18 protein-coding genes are annotated in these 21,909 nt (G+C 66.1%); 13 read left to right on the forward strand and 5 right to left on the reverse strand.

From position 1 onward, the window contains the following. Positions 1-62 precede the first annotated feature (62 nt). Complete coding sequence (locus tag C8C93_RS11935; RefSeq protein WP_121507040.1) at positions 63-1,013, forward strand: nitronate monooxygenase family protein; 951 nt, start codon at positions 63-65, stop codon at positions 1,011-1,013. Between the two features lie 33 nt (positions 1,014-1,046). Here C8C93_RS11935 and C8C93_RS11940 read toward each other — a convergent pair whose 3' ends face one another. Beyond that, entirely contained in the window at positions 1,047-1,637 is a 591-nt protein-coding gene (locus C8C93_RS11940; protein WP_121419494.1) for an NAD(P)H-dependent oxidoreductase, read from the reverse strand. Between the two features lie 472 nt (positions 1,638-2,109). Here C8C93_RS11940 and C8C93_RS11945 point away from each other — a divergent pair, with 472 nt between their 5' ends. The 4 genes from C8C93_RS11945 to C8C93_RS11960 all read left to right on the forward strand — a co-directional run bounded on the left by C8C93_RS11945 (position 2,110) and on the right by C8C93_RS11960 (position 4,904). Next, complete coding sequence (locus C8C93_RS11945; RefSeq protein WP_121508766.1) at positions 2,110-2,616, forward strand: MgtC/SapB family protein; 507 nt, start codon at positions 2,110-2,112, stop codon at positions 2,614-2,616. A gap of 217 nt (positions 2,617-2,833) precedes the next feature. Next, positions 2,834-3,796, forward strand: coding sequence for a DMT family transporter (locus tag C8C93_RS11950; RefSeq protein ID WP_121507041.1), 963 nt, complete (start codon positions 2,834-2,836; stop codon positions 3,794-3,796). A gap of 268 nt (positions 3,797-4,064) precedes the next feature. Beyond that, positions 4,065-4,280 (forward strand): hypothetical protein, encoded by a 216-nt coding sequence (locus C8C93_RS11955; RefSeq protein WP_055398867.1) that lies wholly within the window; start codon positions 4,065-4,067, stop codon positions 4,278-4,280. A gap of 84 nt (positions 4,281-4,364) precedes the next feature. Next, positions 4,365-4,904 carry a DUF924 family protein gene (locus C8C93_RS11960; protein WP_121507042.1) on the forward strand — a complete coding sequence of 180 codons (540 nt, stop codon included), beginning with the start codon at positions 4,365-4,367 and terminating at the stop codon, positions 4,902-4,904. A gap of 19 nt (positions 4,905-4,923) precedes the next feature. On the opposite strand, the gene C8C93_RS11965 is transcribed toward C8C93_RS11960, so the two are convergent. Beyond that, on the reverse strand, positions 4,924-5,859 hold the full coding sequence (locus C8C93_RS11965; RefSeq protein ID WP_121507043.1) for a succinylglutamate desuccinylase/aspartoacylase family protein: 936 nt from the start codon (positions 5,857-5,859) through the stop codon (positions 4,924-4,926). A 104-nt stretch (positions 5,860-5,963) separates the two neighbouring features. On the opposite strand from C8C93_RS11965, the gene C8C93_RS11970 reads away from it, so the two are divergent. After that, a complete protein-coding gene (locus tag C8C93_RS11970) occupies positions 5,964-9,086 on the forward strand; it encodes a WD40 repeat domain-containing protein (RefSeq protein WP_121507044.1) in 3,123 nt (1,040 codons plus the stop codon). A gap of 60 nt (positions 9,087-9,146) precedes the next feature. Here C8C93_RS11970 and C8C93_RS11975 read toward each other — a convergent pair whose 3' ends face one another. After that, entirely contained in the window at positions 9,147-10,595 is a 1,449-nt protein-coding gene (locus tag C8C93_RS11975; protein ID WP_121508767.1) for an efflux transporter outer membrane subunit, read from the reverse strand. A gap of 91 nt (positions 10,596-10,686) precedes the next feature. On the opposite strand from C8C93_RS11975, the gene C8C93_RS11980 reads away from it, so the two are divergent. From C8C93_RS11980 to C8C93_RS11995, 4 genes are all read left to right on the forward strand, one after another. Then, the gene (locus C8C93_RS11980) at positions 10,687-11,304 is read left to right on the forward strand and encodes a TetR/AcrR family transcriptional regulator (protein ID WP_121419489.1); all 618 of its coding nucleotides are present in this window, start codon (positions 10,687-10,689) and stop codon (positions 11,302-11,304) included. 83 nt (positions 11,305-11,387) lie between these two features. Further along, complete coding sequence (locus C8C93_RS11985; protein ID WP_121507045.1) at positions 11,388-12,503, forward strand: efflux RND transporter periplasmic adaptor subunit; 1,116 nt, start codon at positions 11,388-11,390, stop codon at positions 12,501-12,503. Then, the gene (locus C8C93_RS11990; RefSeq protein ID WP_121507046.1) at positions 12,500-15,577 is read left to right on the forward strand and encodes an efflux RND transporter permease subunit; all 3,078 of its coding nucleotides are present in this window, start codon (positions 12,500-12,502) and stop codon (positions 15,575-15,577) included. Before C8C93_RS11985 ends, C8C93_RS11990 begins: the two co-directional genes overlap by 4 nt. Before the next feature lie 35 nt (positions 15,578-15,612). Further along, complete coding sequence (locus C8C93_RS11995) at positions 15,613-16,419, forward strand: oxidoreductase (RefSeq protein WP_121507047.1); 807 nt, start codon at positions 15,613-15,615, stop codon at positions 16,417-16,419. Between the two features lie 280 nt (positions 16,420-16,699). Here C8C93_RS11995 and soxR read toward each other — a convergent pair whose 3' ends face one another. After that, a complete protein-coding gene (soxR, locus tag C8C93_RS12000) occupies positions 16,700-17,164 on the reverse strand; it encodes a redox-sensitive transcriptional activator SoxR (protein WP_304505251.1) in 465 nt (154 codons plus the stop codon). A 214-nt stretch (positions 17,165-17,378) separates the two neighbouring features. Between soxR and C8C93_RS12005 the strand changes: the two genes are divergently transcribed. The 3 genes from C8C93_RS12005 to C8C93_RS25240 all read left to right on the forward strand — a co-directional run bounded on the left by C8C93_RS12005 (position 17,379) and on the right by C8C93_RS25240 (position 19,359). Then, the gene (locus tag C8C93_RS12005; RefSeq protein ID WP_121507048.1) at positions 17,379-17,828 is read left to right on the forward strand and encodes a RidA family protein; all 450 of its coding nucleotides are present in this window, start codon (positions 17,379-17,381) and stop codon (positions 17,826-17,828) included. 41 nt (positions 17,829-17,869) lie between these two features. After that, a complete protein-coding gene (locus C8C93_RS12010; protein WP_121507049.1) occupies positions 17,870-19,150 on the forward strand; it encodes an MFS transporter in 1,281 nt (426 codons plus the stop codon). Positions 19,151-19,215: 65 nt separating this feature from the next. Next, the gene (locus C8C93_RS25240; RefSeq protein ID WP_199727021.1) at positions 19,216-19,359 is read left to right on the forward strand and encodes a hypothetical protein; all 144 of its coding nucleotides are present in this window, start codon (positions 19,216-19,218) and stop codon (positions 19,357-19,359) included. A 121-nt stretch (positions 19,360-19,480) separates the two neighbouring features. On the opposite strand, the gene C8C93_RS12015 is transcribed toward C8C93_RS25240, so the two are convergent. Beyond that, on the reverse strand, positions 19,481-21,784 hold the full coding sequence (locus C8C93_RS12015; RefSeq protein WP_055398881.1) for a bifunctional diguanylate cyclase/phosphodiesterase: 2,304 nt from the start codon (positions 21,782-21,784) through the stop codon (positions 19,481-19,483). Between the last annotated feature and the right edge of the window lie 125 nt (positions 21,785-21,909).

The raw sequence follows: 21,909 nt of genomic DNA on the forward strand, positions 1-21,909 counted from the left end.
CGACACGACGACAGCGCACCCGTCGAAATAATGGGCACTCCAAAAATCAGGAGACTCCGCCCATGACCGCACCCGCCACCAACCGCGTCCTCGCCCACACGGGCGCGCGCTACCCCATCATCCAGGCGCCCATGGGCTGGATCGCGCGCACGCAACTGGCATCGGCAGTGTCCCGCGCGGGCGGGCTTGGCATCATCGAGACATCGTCGGGCGAGACCGCCAACTGCCAGGCCGAGATCACCAAGATGAGCGCACTGGGCCTGCCCTTCGGCGTGAATCTGCCCATCCGCTTTTTGAAGGACGACGCCATGCTGCGCTTTGTGTGCGCGTCGGGCGTGAAGTTTGTGACCACCTCGGCGGGCAGCCCGGCCAAGTTCATTGCGCCGCTCAAGGACGCGGGCATCACCGTGTACCACGCGGTGCCCACGGTGGACGCTGCGCTCAAATGCGTGGACGCAGGCATCGACGGCCTGGTGGTCGAAGGTGGTGAAGGCGGCGGTTTCAAGAACCCCGAAGAGGTCTCCACCCTGGTGCTGCTGCAAGCCATCCGCGCGCGGGTGGATGTGCCGCTGGTGGCCGCCGGGGGCATCTGCGACGGGCGCGGCATGGCGGCAGCCTTTGCACTGGGGGCCGAGGCGGTGCAGATGGGCACAAGGTTTGTGAGCTGCGCCGAAAGCCCGGTGCACGCCAACTACAAGAACGCCATCATTGACGCGGGCGTGACCGGCACCTGGATGCTCAACACCAAGGCCAGCCCCTGCATCCGCGCGCTCAAGTCCCAGCGCACCCAGGTCATCCATGAGGCAGGCCTCATGCCCGCCGACAGCTTTGCGGGCATCCAGCGCGTGTACTTTGATGGCGACATGGAGGCGGCGCCTGCGCTGGCGGGGCAGACTGCGGGATTGATTGACTCTGTCAAGACCGCGCAGCAGATCATTGATGACACCGTGGCAGAGTTTTTTGCGATCAGCCAACGCATGGGCGCCTTGGCTGCAGCGCGGTCATTTGGCTGATCGCCATCGCAGCGCAGGGCTAGGGCCAGGGCTCTACGCCGCCTTCGCGCCCAGCGCACGCATGCGCGCCTTCCACTTGGCAATCCCATCGTCGCCCAGTTGCTCCACGCTGCCCACCAGCGTCTCATGCACCGGCGCAATGCCCACAAAGCCCAGGATATTGCGCTCCAGCGACTTCACGCTGTGCGCGCGGAAGTACCAGCGGTATACCAGCGCAGGCATGCCCATGGTGACTACCACCCGCGCACTGCGCCCTGTGAGCCCCTTGCGGCCAAAGGGGTTGCTGCCTTCCGTATTGAAGGCAAACCCGGGTCGCGCCACCTGCTCCAGAAAACCCTTGAGCAGGGCTGGCATGTCGCCCAGCCACAGCGGAAAGAACAGCACGATGTGCTGCGCCCAGCCGATGTCCGCCTGGGCAGGCTTGAGCGATGCGGGCAGCAGGCCCAGCTCCCACTCGTGCTGGCTGCGCAGCAGCGCAAAGTCGATGGCAGCCACCTCGATCTCGCGCACCTCGTGGCCCGCCGCGATGGCCCCCTGCGCATAGGCCTGCGCCAGCGCGTGGCACAGGTGGGGCGCACTCGCGTCCGGGTGGCCCTGTATCAGAAGAATGCGTTGGGGCGTCATGGCAAAAACTCCTCGCGGCGCCAGGCCCGCCGGTGATGGCGGCCGCTGCAGGCACCAAGGCAAATCGTGACACGCGCAACCCCGGGGTGCAAGCGCCGAGCAGGTGGCGCCACCCGCAGGGACGGGCTGGGAAGGCACGGGAGGAACGCGGCCATGGGCGGCAACCGCCAGACGCTTCACTTTTGATAGCTACCAGCGCTTTACCATCAAGCGCCAGGTGCCAATTTCTATCAAAACCTGGCGCCCACACCCCGCCAAGCGGTCGTTGGCGTGCGTCGGCAGTGTCCTACCCCCGCGCTCGCCCGCCACCGGTAGACGCTGCCGCGCAGGAGCAGCACAGTCGCAGGGCAGCACTGTTGCTGCGCCCCCTCCTCCGCTGGACTCCCCGCCATGCCACCACACGCGTACCGCTCTCTGAGCACACCGCCCTCCCTCGCCACAACGCCGGTCACCGGGTGCAAGGACCATGGCCATGGCTGACCTCTGGCAGGAGATCGCCAGCACGGTGGCCTCGGAATTCTCGGACGTGCCCGATGCGGCACAGGCCACGCGCATCGTGGTGCGCCTGGCCATGGCAGCGCTGCTGGGCGGGCTGCTGGGATGGGAACGCGAACACGCGGGCAAGGCCGCTGGCGTGCGCACGCACATGCTGGTGGCGATGGGCGCGGCCCTGTTCGTGCTGGTGGCTCAGCAGGCCGGCATTGAAGCGGCAGACAACAGCCGCGTGCTGCAGGGCATCATCGCGGGCGTGGGGTTTCTGGGCGCGGGCACCATCCTCAAGGGCGATGCCGAAAGCCAGGTCAAGGGCCTGACCACAGCCGCTGGCATCTGGCTCACGGCCGCCATCGGCGTGGCCGCCGGGCTGGGCCGCGAAGCCACGGCGGTGCTGAGCACGGTGCTCGCGCTGGTGGTGCTGTGGGCCATTCCGATGCTGCACGACAAGGTGAGCCGCAACGCAGCCAGCCACAAGTCGGACTGAGCCGAGCCGAGGCAGCCCGCTGGCGCGGGCTGCGCTACACTTTTTGGCCCATCGACCCCCTGGCTGCGGCGCAGGCCCACGCGCCGCAGGCAGCCACCTCTGGTTACCCCATGCACAGTCTTCCAGCGCAGTGCCGCTGCCTTGGCGGCACAGCTCCTGCGCCGTTTGCCACCCTGCCACCCGCCACAGCCTGCAGCCTTCCTGTGGCGGTACAACCATGACGCGGACGAGCGACACCGAGGCTCAGCCTGCGGCATCTGCAGCCGCGACCACAACTGCGACTGCGACGGCCACCACAGCGCAGGCGGCAGCCTCGGGCAACCTGCGCGGCATCGTCGCGATGGTCGCGGCGGTGGGGTGTTTTTCGCTGATGGACGCCCTGCTCAAGACCCTGTCGGCCAGCTACCCCGCCATGCAGGTCGCGGCGCTGCGCGGCTGGGCTGCGTTGCCGCTGGTGGCGCTGTATGTGCTGTGGCGCGGCGAGGTGCGGGGCTTGCTCAAGGTGCGCTGGCCGCTGCACCTGCTGCGTGGCGTGCTCAACGTGACCATGCTGGGCCTGTTCACCTACGCACTCAAGGAACTGGGCCTGGCCGAGGCCTACACGCTGTTTTTCATCGCCCCGTTGCTGATCACGGCGCTGTCCACCGTGGTGCTGGGCGAGAAGGTGCGCGCCGCCCACTGGGTGGCGATCGTGCTGGGCATGGTGGGCGTGGTGGTGGCCCTGCGGCCCAGCCAGGACGCATTTTTCACGCTGGGCGCGCTGGCGGTGCTGGGCGCAGCGTGTGGATACGCCGTTTCGGCCATCACGGGGCGCGTGCTCAGCCGCACGGACTCCAGCGCCAGTCTGGTCTTCTGGACCACCGCCTTGCTGGCGCTGGGCGCGGGCACGCTGGCCTGGCCCAACTGGGTGGGTGTGGCGCAGGCGCACTGGCCCCTGGTGGCGGGCCTGGCGGTCACGGGGTTTCTGGGGCAGCTGGCGATCACCGAGGCGTTCCGGCACGGGCAGGCGTCGGTGGTGGCGCCGTTTGAATACACGGCCCTGGCCTGGGGTATGGGGCTCGACTGGGTGCTGTGGCAGGCCGTGCCGGGGGGTTCCACATTGCTGGGCGGCGCGATCATCATCGGCAGCGGGTTGTATCTGGTGCGGCAGGAGCGGACGCAGGCGGTGGTGCCTCCTTGAGGTGAAGCTCCCCCTGAGTCGCCTTCGGCGCCTTCCCCCTCTCTCGCTGCGCGGGAGGGGGACGCCACCGGTGGCCTGGCAAAGCCAGTTCCACGGTGGCACTGGCCTGGGCCGGGCCAGTTTCATGCGCTAAGCCAGGGACAACGACGACCTTGCAGGTGGCGGCACCTGCCCGCGCCGTCGCACGGCATGGTCTTACACCACGGCAGGCGCATGGGCGGTGCAATAGGAGGCCCATCACATCGGCACCACCAAAAAGGAATTCACCATGACCCAGCACGCCACCATTGCAGGCCACGTTACCTACACCCCGGGTGACGGAGCGCCGTTGACCATTCCGAAAGGCCCCGTGGAGCTGGAGCCTTCCAAAGACAGCACCACCTTGAGCTGGACCGCAGACAACGATGCCGTGGGCTCCGCCGCGATCCCGAAGGACCAGTTCAACCAATATGTGCGCGAGGGAAAAATCCGCATCCAGAACTGAGCGGCCAGCATCGATACTATGAAATTAATAGCATCCAGCGCTTTATGATCAAGCGCCAGAGCCTTATTTCATGCGATATTCACGATGCAAGCCGAAGACATCCTTCATTTCTGGTTCGAAGAACTCACCCCCGCCCAGCACTTCGCACAAGAGGACGCCATCGACGCGATGATCCGTGTCCGCTTCGGTGCCACCTGGCAGGCAGCGCGGCAGTGCGAGTTGTGGAACTGGCGCGGCACACCCCAAGGCCGCCTGGCAGAGATCCTGGTGCTGGACCAGTTCTCGCGCAACATCCACCGGGGCTCGCCGCTTGCGTTTGCGCAAGACGCCCAGGCGCTGGCCCTGGCGCAGGAGCTGGTGGCCGGGCAGCACGACAAGGCACTGGCCCCCACCGAACGCGCCTTTGCCTACATGCCCTACATGCACAGCGAGTCCGCCGCCATCCACGCCCAGGCGATGGTGCTGTTTGATCAGCCGGGGCTGGAAAACAACCTGAAGTTCGAGGTGGCGCACCGCGACATCATTGCGCGCTTCGGGCGCTACCCGCACCGCAACGCCGTGCTGGGGCGCACGTCTACGGCGCAGGAGCTGGCCTTCCTCGCGCAGCCCGGCTCGTCCTTCTGAGCTTGCCGGACCTTGCCGGTCAGATCGGCCGGGTCAGGTACACCGCCTCGCGGCCCACGATGGGCTCGCGCGTGGGCATCATCACCGTGCAGTCGTCGCACAACGCGCGGATCTCGTGCGGGCCATCGGTGGCGATGAGTTCGCCCTGGGCAAACACCTCAAAGCCCTGCACAGGCCGTGTGAAGCGGAAGTCCGGCGTGCGCACCATGCAGGTCTCCAGCAGTTCATAGCGGCGCTGCGGGCCTGGCGCTGGGCGGTTGGCCGCAGCTTCGACCAGCCCGAAGTGCGCCAGAAAATCCAGCGCCACGGCCGTGGCCACGTCGGCCGCCGACTGGCGGAAATGCTGGCCACACTCCACCACCAAAGCCACCCCATCGCTCTCAGCCAGCCCATGGCGGCCGTGCTGGATGAGCGGCGTGCCCGAGCCCAGCCCGCTGGGCATCACCAGGTGCACGGGCGGGCGGCCAATGGCCAGCGCCACCTGCGCATTGCGCGGGTAAGCGGGGTACACCCAGAAAGGCTGTACGTCCTGGCTGGTGGAATGGATGTCCAGGATGTGATCGGCCGCAGCCACCACCGGGCGCAACGCACGGGCGCGGTCCAGCTCGGGGCTTGCGGCCGTGCCGTCCAGTTCACCGGCGGACCAGATGCGGTTGAGGTTGTGCACCAGCTGGCGGCTTTCAAACGGACGGGTCGGGTCAAACGATGCATACGCCGCCACGTTGGCAAAGCTGATGGTCAGCGTGCCAATCCGCGGGCGCACGCCCGTGTCCAGCAGGTGCGTGGCCGCCACCATGCCGCAGATCTCGTTGCCATGCGTGAGCGCATTGATGAGCACGTGGGGGCCCGGCTGACCCGATTCAAAACGGTGCACGTAGTCGATGCCCATATTGCCCTGGCGGTAGGCAGACAGGTCGCGGGGAAGGACTTCGAAAACGGGAGAGTTTTGTGTCATGGCGGGCAATTAATAAGACAACACATCATTCTCCGCGCAAAGCAAAAACCACATGGCGCGCGGTGTACGATGCCCCGCCCGTTGTTCCACCGCCCTGCCGCACCATGCCCACTGCCCGACTTTGCCCGCTGGCCGATGTGGCCGCCTTGCTGCCCGCCGACAGCTGGATCTCCCAGCGCCTTGCAGAGGACCCGAATGCGCTGGCCACGGAAACCGTGCTCTGCATCACCGGCGATGTACAGGTGCCCGAGCTGCACCTGGATGCGCCCCTGGCCAGCGGCAGCCCGCTGCGGGCGCTTCTGCAGGGCGGTGGCGCAAGCCCAGCTCCCACGGGCCAGCCCTTTCTGATCCTGATCGAAGGCCATCTGCAGCTCGACGGCGCGCTCACCTGCGACGACACCGATGGCGCCACGCATCTGGTCGTACTGGGCGACGCGCGCATGCACAACGCCGTGGTGGGCGGCCAGCTGCTTTATGTGCAGGGCGCGCTGCAAGTGGCCGACCTGCTGTGGGGCGACTACAACCACGGCGGGCTCACCGTGCGTGGCGGGCTCACTGCGCGGGTGGCACTTTTCACGGATGAATACCCCGTAGACATCACCGGGCCGGAGCAGGTGGAGTTCCTCATGGACGAGGTGCGCGGCGTGCCGCACCTGGCGGAGTTCTCCAGCGAAATTGTAGGCATCGTGTTCCCGCCTGAGTTCCATGACGGCATCGACGATGGCGAAAGCGGCGTCAGCTACGTGCTGGACCGCGCCCGCGTGGTGGCCGCCGTGCGCGCGGGCGACAACGCCACGCGCAGCAGCGCCGAGATCCACGCGCTGATGCCCCTGGAGGCCGACCTGTTCGCCAATGAGGCCATCAGCGTGCGCAACATCCTGGCCGCCGTGCACACGCCCGTGATCGGCCCCAAGGAGCACACGGCCACCGGGTGGTTTCAGCAGACTGATTTTTCGCTGTGCCAGCGGCATGTGGACGCCGATGGCGACCAGCGCGACGACAACGTGTTCATCACCGTCTGGAAGACCTGGGACTTCTACCTCTCGGTGGCGCAGGTGCGCGAACGCCAGGGGCTGCTGGCGCGCCTGGCCGCCGCGGTGCGGGGCCACAAGGTGCACACCACCGCGCAGCTCACGCTGGTGTACCGCGGCTATAGCGAAGGCGAGCCCGGCGAGTGGCTGCCCCTGGCACCCGACACCGCCCCCGAAGCCTGGCAGGCCTGCAAGCTGGCATGGCGCGGCGTCTTGGACTACCTGCGCAAGGCCGTGGGCCAGCACCGCGCCCGCTACCCGCTGTACCAGCGCCTGGTGACCGAGCTGACCGCAGAACGCATCGAAGACTTCACCACCCTGCCCGTGTTCACCGAGCGCTACAACGACTGGTGGGACAGCGACAAGAACGGCTGGTGGGAAGGCGACGTGTGGGTGGGTGCGCGCCAGCCCTGCATGCACGAAGGCGAGCCTTGGGGCCGCGCCCTCAAGCTCAGCTGGGAAAACGGCGACGAAGCCCCCGGCGACGAAGACGACAACGCCCACAGCGCCTACCAGATCAACGTGGAAGCCGCGCTGGACGGGCCAGCCGTGGTGGAGTTCACCTATGCGCAGCGCCAGAGCGATGCCCGCGCCACCCTGCCCCGCAGCGCCGCCGACCACATAACGCGGCTGCTGCGTTTTTACGGCGCGGTCCAATTGCGCGTACGCGATCAGCACGAACAGGAGCAGGCCCGTCAGGCCGAGGCGCGGCGCATCGAAGCCGCCGTGCACCTGCTGGCCACGCCCCCGCTGGCGCCCGACCTGCCCGATGCAGCGGTCTTCCCTGTCGAGCTGATGACGCTGTCCGACCAATGGCAGGCCGATGGGCAAAGCTATGTGGCCGCCATCCGCGCGCACCAGCTCGCACTGGATTCGGCCGAAGTGCAGGAAGGCAACGGCGATACCGAAGAAGAACAAGAAGAAAACGAAGACAGCGACCTGCCCTCCGACCCGCGCAAGGCGGCCGCAGCCACCGTGCTGCAGCTGGCCCGCGTGGTCAACACCCACGCCGACGAAGACCTGGCCGACCGCTTTCGCCAGCGCTTTGCATTTGCCCCCGACGCCTTCGTGCGGCACGCCGCCGATGCGGGCCGCTTCATCGGCCCGGTGTTCGCGCTGGACGACGGCCGCGTGCTGGCGCGCATCGGCGCCCCCTACGACAACATGGCGCACTGGGTGGCCCTGCAGGGCCTGCGGCACATCCCCTTGCCCGCACTGCGCGGCCTCGGCCGCTCGCCCAACCGGCGCTGCTTTGCGCAAAGCGACGGCCAGCACGTCACCACGCACGATGGTTTTGACGGACCCATCATCGCCCGCTTTGCACTGCCCCAGGGCAACGAAGCACTGCCAGCTCAGGTGGTGGTATCGCCCGGCCCCCTGGGCCAGCGCTGCGACGAGCTGATCCCCTTCAACGATGGCCAGCGTGTGCTGCTGCGCAACCCCACGGGCGTCTATCTGTTGCACGCCGAGGGTGCCGAGGAAGCCAGCAGCCCCGTGCAGCGCATCCACCCGCAAACCTTTGACGAAGACGGCCCCTACACCTGGCCCAAGAACCAGCAGGACGAATCGGTGAACGGCGCCGAGGTCACGATGCTGGCGCTCGACATGCTGCACATGGCCCTGTCACCGGACGAGCGCTACATCGCCGTGGGCGACCAGGACAGCGTGCACATCCTGCTGAACGCCCGAGGCCAGGTGGTGCGCCGCTACGAGCCCCTGTCGTCCTACCCGCACCACACCACCTTTTCACACGACGGCACGCAGCTGCTTGCCAACTCCTGCCACTTCTACGGGGGCTGCACGCTGGCCGCGCCAGTGAGTGCAGCGTTGCCAGACCTCGCGGCAGACAGTGGAGAAGAAGAAACGCACGAAGCCCCGGCCATCAACACCCAGTGGCGCGTGTATGCATCTGCCACCCTGCCGGGCATGGTGGTGCTGGGCGATGCCAATGGCTACCTGCACGCCATCAGCGACGACGGGCGCCCGCTGTGGCGCCACCACATCGGCAGCACCATCAGTGCCATGGACATGTCGCCCGACGGCAGCACGCTGTGGGCCGCCAGCTACGGCGGCTACCTGGTGCACCTGGAGCGCGTGGAGACGGGGATGGACCCGTATTCCATCTGCACATCGCCGTATGCGGAGGTGCGGCGGTGGATCTTCTGGAGCGATGAAACCGGGCCGTTGCGGTGGTAGGCGATGTGACCGTACTCGTCGGAAGTTAACGCTGCTTTGGGCGTGACCATTGAACGTGGACTAGGTCGGAGATGCACCGGACTCCCACCCTCCCCCCAGTGCTTTGAAGATGGCCACTGCCGAACGGGCAGATTCCGTCTGCGCCTGTACACGCGCATCGGCAGCCCGGAGCAAGGTCTCATCGGCGTGCAAGACTTCGATCATGCTGACAACGCCTTTTTGGTAGGCCGAGAACGACGCTGCGCGAGCGCGACCCAGCGAATCGACACCGGCCTTCAACACCAAAACCTGCTCCTGGCGCCTGGAAAACGCGGAGAGCGAGTTTTCCACATCTTCCGTGGCCCGCAGCGCCGCCAATCGGTAGGCGGCCAGCATCTCTGCCTCCTGGCCCTTGGCCTGCTCTATCTGCGCATTGATGCGCGCGAAGTCGAAAAGGCGCCAGCGCAGCCCGAGCACGCCTGTGGCCTGGCTGGCGCCGCCCGAGAACAGGCTGCCGCTGGACACAGACGTTGCACTCCCCACCAGGCCGCTGAGAGAGAGTTTGGGGTAGTACTCGGAGATGGCGGCGCCAATGCGCGCATTGGATGCAGCCAAGCGGCGCTCCGCAGCGATGAGGTCCGGCCTGCGCCTGAGCAGCTCGCTCGGCGAGCCCGTCGCAATTCCTTGGGGAGTTGCCGGAATGCCGCCCGGCGCGATCAGTTCTGCGCGGTGGGTGCCCGGGGGAGTTCCCAGGATGACATCCATGGCGTTCATTAACGTGTCCAGGGAAGCGTCCAGCACCGGGATCGCTGCTTGCGCCTGCGAGAGCGCCCCCTCCGCCTGGCTCACCTGGAGCTCTGCCGCAAGACCCTTACTGTGCAGCAGCCTGACGTTGGACAGCAGGTCGTGTTGCGTCTGCACCTGCTGGCGGGCCACGTCTCGGCGGGCCTGCAGGCCGCGAATCGTGATGTAGATATCTGCGGTCTGTGCCGCCACGGCCAATCGGGTGGCAACAGCACCAGCCTCCGAAGACTGGTATTCGGCGGTGGCCGCCTCCCGCCCCCGGCGCAGGCCGCCAAACACATCCAGCTCCCAGCTTGCGCCCAGGTTTGCCTCGTAAGCGCTGCCATACCGGTCAAAACCCGGCGTCGAACTCAAGACCTGTCCCAAGGGTGTTTGCGTGGACTGATAGGCCCGCGCAGCCTGGCCCGACACGGCTGCGGACGGCAACAGTGCGGCGTCGGCCGCGCCCAGCCCCGCACGCGCCTGGGCGACCCGTGCAGCGGCTTGCGCCAGATCGAGGTTTTGCGCCAGCGCGAGCGACACGAATCGCGTGAGTTGAGGATCGCCAAACGCAGACCACCAAGAGGCCAGTTCGGCGGCGGCCTTCTCTGGCTGTTGATTGCTGCCGGGCTGATCCTGGTAATGCCCAGGCAGGGAAATCTCGGGCCGGACATAGTCCGGCCCCACGGCGCAGCCGGCGGAGAGGCTGGCCACAAGAAAGGCGGCGAGTGTGCGTTTGGGCAGCATGGTTTTTTTGGTCATGGTTCAATTGAATTGTGACCATAATACCAAATGGTCACTCGTTGTCTAGTCACCAAGACTGGCGTAAGCTTTGCCCATGACCAAAACAAGCCATCCCACCGCCGCAGGCCGGGGCCCTGCGGACCACGAGGTGCGAAACCAGATCGTGACCGCCGCCACCGAGCACTTCAGCCGCTACGGCTACGAAAAAACCACCGTGTCCGACCTGGCCAAGGAGATCGGTTTTTCAAAAGCCTACATCTACAAGTTCTTCGAATCCAAGCAGGCCATCGGCGAGATGATTTGCGCCAACTGCCTGAGCGATATCGAGAGCGAGGTCCGGGCGGCGGTGGCCCAGGCCGATCGGCCACCCGAGAAGCTGCGGCGCATGTTCAAAGCCATTGTGGAGTCGAGCCTGCGTCTCTTTTTCCAGGACAGAAAGCTCTACGAGATCGCCACCTCTGCGGCAACCGAACGCTGGCAGTCCACCATCGTGTACGAGGAGCGCCTGCAGGCGCTGTTGCGGGATGTTTTACAGGAAGGCCGGCAGACCGGCGACTTCGAGCGCAAGACGCCGCTGGATGAAACCACTGCAGCCATCCACCTGGTGATGCGCCCCTACCTCAATCCGCTGATCCTGCAGCACAGCCTGGACTACGCCAACGAGGCGCCCACCCAGTTGTCCAGCCTGGTCCTGCGCAGCCTGTCCCCATGAGCGAAAGTTTATTTGTGACTATTGACTAATTTGGTCACAAGAATCACAATGAAAGTCCCGATCCATCTGCACAAGGGACTTTCATGCTTCGGCCTCGCCTCGCCACTCTGTTTCTCATTTCTGCCTTGCCGTTGGCGCTGGTCGCCTGCGGCGAAAAGGCTTCTTCCGATCCACGCACCGAAGCGCCGCTGGTGCGCGCAGCCATTGTTCAAGAGGCCGCAGCTGCCTCCAGGGCGTTCACGGGTACCGTAGCGGCCCGGGTGCAGAGCGACCTGGGCTTTCGCGTCTCGGGCAAGGTGCTGGAACGGCTGGTGGATGCGGGGCAGACCGTCAAACGCGGGCAGCTGCTCATGCGCATCGATGCGGTCGATCTGAAACTGGCCGCCCATGCGCAGCAAGAGGCTGTGGCCGCTGCGCGTGCCCGTGCTCGCCAGACGGCGGACGATGAAGCACGGTACCGCGACCTGCGCGGCACAGGCGCTATCTCCGCTGCGGCCTATGACCAGGTGAAGGCGGCTGCAGACGCAGCCCAGGCGCAGCTCAGTGCGGCCGAAGCCCAGGCGGATGTATCCCGCAATGCAAGCCGTTATGCCGAACTGGTGGCAGACGGCGACGGCGTCGTCGTGGAAACGCTGGCCGAACCCGGACAGGTGGTGAGCGCCGGGCAACCGGTAGTCCGCCTGGCCCATGCAGGCCGCCGCGAAGCGCTCGTGCAGCTGCCGGAGACTTTGCGCCCCGCCATAGGGTCGCAGGCACAAGCCACCTTGTTTGGCAAGGAGGAGGCCGCCGTCTCGGCAAAGCTGCGACAGCTTTCCAGCTCGGCAGACCGGGTGACGCGCACCTTCGAGGCCCGCTATGTGCTCGAAGGGGATTTGGCCAACGCGCCCCTGGGCACCACGGTGGTGGTTCGCATTCCGGACGAAAAGTCCTCTGCGGCGGCGGGCCTGCAAGTGCCCATCGGCGCCTTGTTCGATGCGGGCAAGGGCCCAGGAGTTTGGGTGCTTCGCGGTGAACCGGCCAAGGTTGCCTGGCAGCCGGTGGCCGTCCAGCGCCTGGACGATGCAGGCGCCTACGTGACGGGCCACATCAAGCCCGGGGAGCGAATCGTCGCACTGGGTGCGCACCTGTTGCGCGAAGGCGAGCAGGTCCGGCTGGCAGATCTTGCGACAGCTGCTCCGAAGGAAGGAGCACGTCCGTGAGCGAAGGCCGTTTGAACCTGTCGGCGCTCGCAGTGCGCGAGCGCGCCATCACCCTCTTCCTGATCTTCCTGATCTCTGCAGCAGGCATTCTCGCGTTTGCCAAACTCGGGCGCGCTGAAGACCCGCCTTTCACCATCAAGCAGATGACGATCGTCACGGCGTGGCCTGGCGCCACGGCCCAGGAGATGCAGGATCAGGTTGCAGAACCCCTGGAAAAGCGCATGCAGGAATTGCGCTGGTACGACCGCACAGAAACCTTCACCCGCCCCGGCCTGGCTTTCACCATGGTGTCGCTGCTGGACAGCGCACCGCCGTCGCAAGTGCAGGAGGAGTTCTACCAGGCACGCAAGAAGATCAGCGACGAGGCGAGGAAACTGCCTGCTGGCGTCATCGGCCCTATGGTCAACGACGAATATGCAGATGTGACCTTTGCGCTCTTCGCCCTCAAGGCCAAGGGTGAACCCCAAAGACAGTTGGTCCGCGACGCGGAAGTGTTGCGCCAGCAACTGCTGCATGTGGCGGGCGTCAAGAAAGTCAACATCATTGGGGAACAACCCGAGCGGATCTACGTCTCGTTCTCCCATGATCGCCTGGCCACGCTGGGCGTGGCGCCGCAGGACATTTTTGCCGCGCTCAACAGCCAGAACGTGCTGACGCCCGCAGGCTCCATCGAAACCAAGGGACCACAGGTTTTCCTGCGTGTGGATGGCGCGTTCGACACGCTGGAGAAGATCCGGCAGACCCCGATCATCGCGCAGGGGCGGACGCTGAAGCTGTCGGATGTGGCGACTATCGAGCGCGGCTATGAAGACCCCGCAACCTTCCTGGTGCGCAACGGCGGCGAGCCAGCCCTGCTGCTGGGCGTCGTGATGCGCGACGACTGGAACGGGCTCGATCTGGGCAAAGCGCTGGAGGCCGAGGTCACCAAGATCAATGCAGAACTCCCCATGGGCATGACGCTGACCAAGGTGACCGACCAGGCCGTCAACATCAGCTCGGCAGTGGACGAGTTCATGGTCAAGTTTTTCGTCGCCCTGCTCGTCGTGATGGTGGTCTGCTTTGTCAGCATGGGCTGGCGTGTGGGCATCGTCGTGGCAGCCGCCGTGCCGTTGACGCTGGCGGCGGTGTTCGTGATCATGGCCGCCTCTGGCAAGAACTTTGACCGGATCACGCTGGGCTCGCTCATCCTGGCCCTGGGCCTGCTGGTGGACGACGCCATCATTGCTATTGAAATGATGGTGGTGAAGATGGAAGAAGGCTACAGCCGTGTGGCGGCCTCGGCCTACGCCTGGAGCCATACGGCAGCCCCCATGCTTTCGGGCACCCTGGTCACAGCCATTGGCTTCATGCCGAATGGTTTCGCACGCTCCACGGCGGGTGAATACACCAGCAACATGTTCTGGATCGTAGGCATTGCATTGATTGCGTCGTGGGTGGTGGCGGTGGTTTTTACGCCTTACCTGGGCGTCAAGCTGTTGCCTGACCTCAAAAAGGTCGAAGGCGGACACGACGCCATTTACGACACACCGCGCTACAACCAGTTCCGTCAGCTGCTTGGCCGCGTCATTGTGCGCAAATGGATTGTTGCAGCCTCCGTCGTCATCCTGTTTGTGGTGTCGGTGCTGGGGATGGCGCTGGTCAAGAAGCAGTTCTTCCCCACGTCCGACCGGCCGGAAGTGCTGGTCGAGGTGCAGATGCCCTACGGCACGTCCATCGAACAAACCAGCGCTGCGACGGCCAAGGTGGAGGCTTGGCTGGCCAAGCAGGAGGAGGCCAAGGTCGTGACCGCCTACATCGGCCAGGGTGCCCCGCGCTTTTTCCTGGCCATGTCGCCCGAGCTGCCGGACCCGTCGTTCGCCAAGATCGTGGTGCTCACCGGCAATGACAAGGAACGGGAAGAGCTCAAATTCAGACTGCGCCATGCGGTGGCAGATGGCCTGGCGCCCGAGGCACGGGTGCGTGTCACGCAAATCGTGTTTGGCCCGCCTTCGCCCTTCCCCGTGGCTTACCGCGTCATGGGGCCCGATCTGGACAAGCTGCGCGAGATTTCCGCCGAGGTCGAGGCGGTCCTGCAGGCCAGCCCGATGATGCGCACCGTCAACACGGACTGGGGCCCGCGTGTTCCGACCTTGCATTTCACACTCGACCAGGACCGCCTGAGCGCAGTGGGACTCAGCTCCAGCTCCGTGGCACTGCAGCTGCAGTTCCTGCTGAGCGGAGCCCCGTTGACGGAGGTGCGCGAGGATATCCGCTCGGTGCAAGTGGTGGGCCGGGCCGCCGGTGATGTCCGTCTCGACCCCGCGAAGATTTCGGGCCTGTCGCTGGTGGGATCGAGCGGGCAGCGCATTCCGCTGTCGCAGGTGGGCAAGGCCGATGTGCGCATGGAAGATCCCATCCTGCGTCGGCGTGACCGCACGCCGACGATCACGGTGCGTGGCGACATTGCCGAAGGTTTGCAGCCTCCGGACGTATCCACGGCCATCACCCAGCAACTGAAGCCCCTCATGGACAAGCTGCCTGGCGGCTACCGCATCGTGGAAGCAGGCTCTATCGAGGAAGCCGGCAAGGCGACGGTCGCCATGCTGCCAATCTTCCCGATCATGCTGGCAGCCACCCTGCTCATCATCATCCTGCAGGTTCGCTCCATCTCAGGGATGGTCATGGTCTTCCTGACCAGCCCGCTGGGCCTGATCGGCGTGGTGCCGACACTGCTGTTGTTTCAACAGCCCTTTGGCATCAATGCGCTGGTTGGCCTGATCGCCTTGTCCGGCATTCTGATGCGCAACACGCTCATCCTGATCGGGCAGATCCGCGAAAACGAAGACGCCGGACTGGACCCCTTCCGCGCCGTGGTGGAAGCCACCGTGCAACGTGCCCGCCCGGTGATCCTCACCGCCTTGGCCGCGATCCTGGCCTTCATCCCGCTGACGCACTCCGTGTTCTGGGGAACGTTGGCCTACACCTTGATCGGCGGCACGCTGGCCGGCACGGTACTGACGCTCGTGTTCCTGCCCGCGATGTATTCGATCTGGTTCGGCATCCGGCCCGTTCGCTCAGCCCCCGCATCCATCTGATTCCCCTTGCGAATCTCACTATCCAAGGAACTGCCATGTCGAAATCCAAAGTTGTCGTTGTTACCGGCGTGTCCTCGGGCATCGGTCGTGCTGCCGCCATGAAGTTTGCCGAACAGGGCTGCCGGGTCTTCGGCACAGTGCGCAACACCGCCAAAGCGCACGCCATTCCCAACGTGACGCTCGTTGAGATGGACATCCGCGACGAAATGTCCGTTGAAAGCGGCATCCAGACCATCATCGCGCAAGCCCAACGCATCGACGTGCTGGTCAACAGCGCGGGGGTGACTCTGCTGGGCGCTGCGGAAGAAACATCTGTGGAGGAGGCTCAGAAGCTGTTTGACACGAACCTCTTCGGCGTCTTGCGCGTGATCAAGGCAGTGTTGCCGCACATGCGCGGGCAGCGCTCTGGCCGCATCGTCAATGTGAGTTCGGTGCTCGGATTTTTGCCCGCGCCCTACATGGCTCTCTATTCGGCGTCCAAGCACGCCGTTGAAGGGCTGGCTGAAACGCTGGACCACGAAGTGCGCCAATTCGGTATCCGCGTCTCGCTGGTCGAGCCCTCCTTCACCAAGACCAACCTGGATCTGAACGCGCCCCAAACGGTGACCCGGATTGCTGACTACAGCAAGGAGCTGGACGTCGTGTCGCAAGCGATCCAGAGCAACGTGCAGAAGGCGCCCCCGCCCCAGGGCGTGGCCGACACCATCGTCCGTGCCGCGCTGGGGACTTGGAAAATGCGCCACACACCCAAGGGTGAAGCGTCGATGCTGGCCAAACTGCGCCGCTTCATGCCCGCAGGCCCTGTCGGGAAGGGCTTGCGCAAGTCATTCGGGCTTGCATGACGGCTCATGCCGATACCCCATACAACCACCGCAGGTCCCGCCCCCGCAAGGGCGGCCGCAGATGGAGTACCGAATTACGCAACGGGAGACAAGCATGAATGACGATCAAAAGGCATTGGTCTGGGCCCTTCAGCAGTCGGAAGCGGCTCAACGCATGCGTGATGGCGGTGGCGGGCCTGGGCACGCGCGGGCGGAGCAGATTGAGGGGATGAATGGACAGGACCTTCAGGAATCCATGCGTCCCTTTCGTCGGCGGGCGCAGCAAATCACACATCGCCTCTCAAAAATGCGGCCCAGGCCCCTCCTCTGCGAGCGCATCCTGCGCATTGCGCAGCGGGCAGACCTTGAGCGACAAACAACCGCAGCCAATGCATCCATCCAGTTGGTCGCGCAGCGCCGTCAGCGTGCGGATGCGCTCGTCCAGATCGTCGCGCCAGCGGGCGGACAGGCGGCGCCAGTCGGCCACCGTGGGCGTGCGCCCGGCGGGCAGCGCCTGCAAGGCCTCGGCGATGGCGGCCAGCGGCACGCCCATGCGCTGCGCCACCTTGATCACCGCCACGCGGCGCAGCACGGAGCGCGGGTAGCGCCGCTGGTTCCCCGCATTGCGCACACTGGCGATCAGCCCGCGCGATTCATAAAAATGCAGGGCCGACACGGCCAGCCCGCTGCGGCTGGCGACCTCGCCCACCGACAGCTCGGATTTTTCGCACAGCTCGGACGGGTCAGCCTGCGCGTCCGCTACCACGCGGGCGACGGGAATGCGGAGCTTGCCTGGTTTCACAACAGCTTCTGCAAGGGCTTTCTTCACGGCGATTGACCTCAATTTAACTTAAGGTTTGATACTAACCCACGAAGCCCTCGCAACCGCCGCCGATGCCGCTGCGACTGCGGTCGCCCAGGCTTTCTGGCAATTCCGCCGTGGTCTTCACCTTCACATCCCCTCTCAGGATTTCTGCACCATGCGCCTTGATACCGCAACAACCCAGCACCCCGCCACGGCAACTTCCACGCTGCGCTTCATCAACCCGCCGGGCCTGTACGACCCGCGTGCCAATGGCTACACCCATGTGGTGGTGGCGCCCGCCCCGGCACGCACTGTCTTTGTGGCGGGCCAAGGTGGCGAGAACGCGGCGGGCCAGCTGTCTGCCGACTTTGGCGAGCAGCTGCGCCAGGCTTTCACCAACCTGCGTATCGCATTGGCAGGCGCGGGGGCCAGCGTGCACGATGTGGCCAAGCTCACCGTGCTGGTGGTGGACCACACCGAGCAGCGGCTGGCGCTGTTCAGCCAGGCGGTGCGCAGCCTGTGGCCCGATGGGGCGGCACCGGCCTGCACGCTGATCCCGGTGCCCCGGCTGGCGCTCGACGGCATGCTGATTGAAATCGAGGCCACAGCAGTGATGCAGGCATGAGCTGTGCATGCACACCATCCCAGGCAACCACTGTCCCCAAGATGAGCACTCCACCGCACTCCCGCTCCGCATCCACCACACCGCCCAGCACGCCCCACCCAGAGGCGCCAGGCCTCAGCACGCCGGTGCTGCTGCTCATGGCCGTGGCCTGCGGGTTGTGCGCGGGCAGCAATTACTTCAACCAGCCCCTTCTGCACTCCATTGCCACGCAGTTGCAGGTGCGTGACGCCTCGGCGGCGCTCATCGTCACGCTGGCGCAGGTGGCCTACGCGGCGGGTTTGTTGTTGTTGGTGCCGCTGGGTGACATGCTGGAGCGACGGCGGCTCATCACCACGCTGATGTTGCTGGCGGCTCTGGGGCTGTTCACCAGCGGGTTTGCGGGCAGCTACGCCCTGCTGGCGCTGGGCACGGTGCTGACGGGGCTGTTCTCGGTGGCTGCGCAGGTGCTGGTGCCGTTGGCGGCCACGCTGGCTGCGCCGGGCCGCAGTGGGCGGGCGGTGGGGCTGGTGATGAGCGGGCTGCTTGTGGGCATTCTGGCGGCGCGCAGCGTGGCAGGACTGCTGTCTGAACTGGGCGGCTGGACGCTGGTGTACCGCGTGGCGGGCGTGGCCATGGTGGCCGTGGCGCTGGCGCTGTGGTGGGTAATGCCCCGCTCGCGAAATGCTGGGCGGGCCCAGGGGTATGGCCAGGTGCTGCGCTCTCTGGGCACACTGGCCCTGCGCCACCCCCGGCTGCGCAGCCGCGCCTTGCTGGGCGGGCTGTCGTTTGCGTCGGTCAGCGTGTTGTTCTCCACCATGGCGCTGTTGCTGGCGGGGCCTGCCCACCGCCTGGGCGATGCGGGCATCGGCCTGGTGGGGCTGGCGGGCGTGGCCGGTGCGCTCATGGCCAATGTGGCGGGCCGCATGGCCGACCGTGGTCAGGCCCAGGTGGCCACGGCCGTTTCGGTGGGGTTGCTGCTGCTGGGCTGGGGCGCGCTCTGGCTGGGCGCCACCAGCCTGGTGTGGTTTGTAGTGGGCATGCTGGTGGTGGACCTGGCGCTGCAGGGCGTGCACATCAGCAATCAGAATGTGATCTACCGGCTGGACCCCACGGCCCGTGCGCGCATCAACGCGGTGTACATGACCAGCTACTTCACGGGCGCGGCCAGCGGGTCGGCGCTCGGGTCCGTGGCCTGGCTATGGGGCGGCTGGGGCGCCACCTGTGCGCTGGGTGGGAGCATCGCGGTGCTCAACGCCCTGGCGCTGGCGCATGACCAGCGCCTGGCTCTGCGAGCGCAGCCTGCGGCAGCGAACCCCGCTGCGGCGCAGCCCGCCGTGCGCTGAAAGGGGCCGGTTTGTGACGTACCATCCCGGCACGGTCCCATTCCGAGACCTTTACAGGAGGCACCATGGCCAAAGGCGAACAACGCAGCAACAAGATGGCAAAGAAACCCAAGAAGGACACTTCGCTGCCCAAGGAAAGCGGCGGCTCTGACCGCCCCATGCCACCGGTGACCGCCGTCATCCCGCGTGGCAAAGAGAAGAACAAGTAAGTCACCAGGCACCCGCAGGCCGTGGTGCTGAGGCGCGCATGCGCCGACAAGCCGTTTGCTATCATAAAAATAGCTGCCAGCGCTTTACCAATAAGCGCTGGCAGCTATTTTTGCTTGAAATTCAGCCTTCATCCTCCACGGTGGCGGTGCCCACCAGCGCTGCACGGGCCAGCCAGTCGGTGTCGGGCTCGGGGCGCCCGAAGAGGTAGCCCTGGTACACGATGTCGGGAGCGCGTTGGCTCAGGAAATCCGCCTGGTCGCGGGTCTCGACCCCTTCCGCCACCACGCGCAGGCCGAAGTGGCGGGCCACCGACAGGATGCCTTCTACCAGCACGCCATCGTCGGCATTGGTGGGTGCGTCGCGCACAAAGGAGCGGTCGATCTTGATCTCCTGGATCGGCAGGCGCTTGAGATAGGCCAGCGACGAATAGCCCGTGCCAAAGTCGTCCAGCGACATGTCCACCCCCAGCGCCGCCAACTCGCCCATCTTGGCCACGGCGTCGTCAAAGTCGTCGATCACCAGGCCTTCGGTCACCTCCAGGGTGAGCAGGCGCGGGTCGGCGCCGCTGGCAGCCAGCATGGCGCGCAGCTGCGGCACAAAACCCGCCTGCCGGAACTGCCGGGCACTCAGGTTGACCGACAGCCGCAGTCGCCGCTCCTGAAACAATGGCTGCGCCAGCAGCGCGCAGGCATGGGAGAGTACCCAGCCGCCCAGGCTCACGATCAGGTCCGACTCTTCCGCCACGGGGATGAAAACGCCCGGCGCCACCAGACCGTCGCGCGGATGCTGCCAGCGCACCAGCACCTCAGCCCCGGTGATCTGGCCCAACACGTCCACCTGCGACTGCAGGTACAGCCGCAGCTCGCCCGCGCCGATGGCCTGGCGCAGCTCGCGCTCCACGCGAAAGCGCTGCTCGGCCGCCTCGCCCATGCCTTGCTCGAAGAAAGCCGCCCGCCCACCACCGGCCTGCTTGGCGCGGTGCAGCGCCGTGCCTGCACGGCGCAGGGCGTCGTGCGCAACATCATTGGCGCTTTGCGGGTAGAGCGTGATGCCCACGCTAGCACCCAGCTGGGCTTCTTCGGTGTCGTTGTCTTGCAGGTGCAGCGGCCGCAGCAGCGCTGTCTGCAGCTTTTCGGCAAAGGCCAGGGCACGCCGGCCCGCCAGCGAGGCATCGGCGCCCAGGCCGTGCAGCACCACGGCAAATTCGTCGCCCGCCACACGCACCAGCAGGCCCTGGGGGGGCAGTATCTCGGACAGGCGCAGCGCCACGGCGCACAGCAGGCGGTCGCCCATCTCGCTGCCGCGTGCATCGTTGAAGGTGGTGAAGCGGTCCAGGTCCAGCAGCAGCAGCGCGTGTTGCGTGGTGGGCGGGCGGCCCGCGCGGCCCTGCAGCGCAGACAGTCGCTCCATCAGCGTGAAGCGGTTGGGCAGGCTGGTGAGGCTGTCGAAATGCGCCAGGCGATGAATTTCCTGCGCTGCGCGCTTGCGCTCGGTGACGTCCTGCTTGAGCTCTACATAGTGGCTGATGTGGCCGTCGGGCTGGCGGATGGGGGCCACCACCACGGCCTCGGCAATCTCGGCGCCGTCCTTGCGGCGGTTGACCTGCTCGCCCGCCCAGCTCTCGCCGCGGGCCAGGGTGGCGCGCAGGCCGTCCCGCTGCGCGGGCGCCAGGCCATTGCTGGAATAGTCGGCCGATGCCTTGCCCACCACTTCATCGCGCTCATAACCCGTGCGGCGCACGAAGGCGTCATTCACGTACTCGATGTCTTCTTTCAGATCGGTAATAACGATGCTCTCGGGGCTCTGCTCCACCGCCCGCAGCAGCTTGCGCAGTGCAGCCTCGCTGGCAGCCAGGTTGGTGGCGGTCTGCTGCGCCTCCTGCACCCGGCTCATGTAGTTGCGGCGCGACAGCAGCGTGGCCGCTGCCGTCAGCACCAGAATGCCTGCCAGGTACACCGCACCGGCCACCCGGTTGGCCACCTGCACCGGCTTGAACATGCCCTGGATGTCGGCCCAGATGAACCCCAGGAACAGCAGCGCCGTGAGCCCCACCAGCGTCAGGGTGGCCCTGGCCCCCAGCAGCCAGCCGGCCAGTACGATGATCACCGGGTAGTTGAGCAGGTTGGGGCCGTTCACACCGCCATTGCGGGCCGCCACCAGCGACACCGATACCCACACGCCCCACACCAGCAGGTGGGCCGCCTGCGTCCAGCGCTGCTGGCGCGCCAGCCACAGCGCTGAGCCCCCCACCAAGCCCGCCACCAGATTGAGCGCCACACGCGCAGGCTGCACGGGGTCGTCAAACATCAGCAGCACGCCGATGACGCCACCGAGCAGCATAACGGCCCACCCTGCCACACGCACCAGATGGCGTGTGGTGGCGTCTTCGTGGTCGGGCAGCGGAACAGCGGGGGCTTCGGCCATGGCGACGGGGGTTGCAGGGGGGAAGGCCATCGTAACCGCAGCCTTAGAACCTGTTCAAGTTCTTACGGATCGGCTACCAGCAAAACGCCAGCAGCGGCGGCCACGCAACGCCGACGGCGGCCACG

The sequence above is a fragment of the Acidovorax sp. 93 genome, from assembly GCF_003633835.1.
In the GTDB taxonomy this organism is placed as follows: domain Bacteria; phylum Pseudomonadota; class Gammaproteobacteria; order Burkholderiales; family Burkholderiaceae_C; genus Acidovorax; species Acidovorax facilis.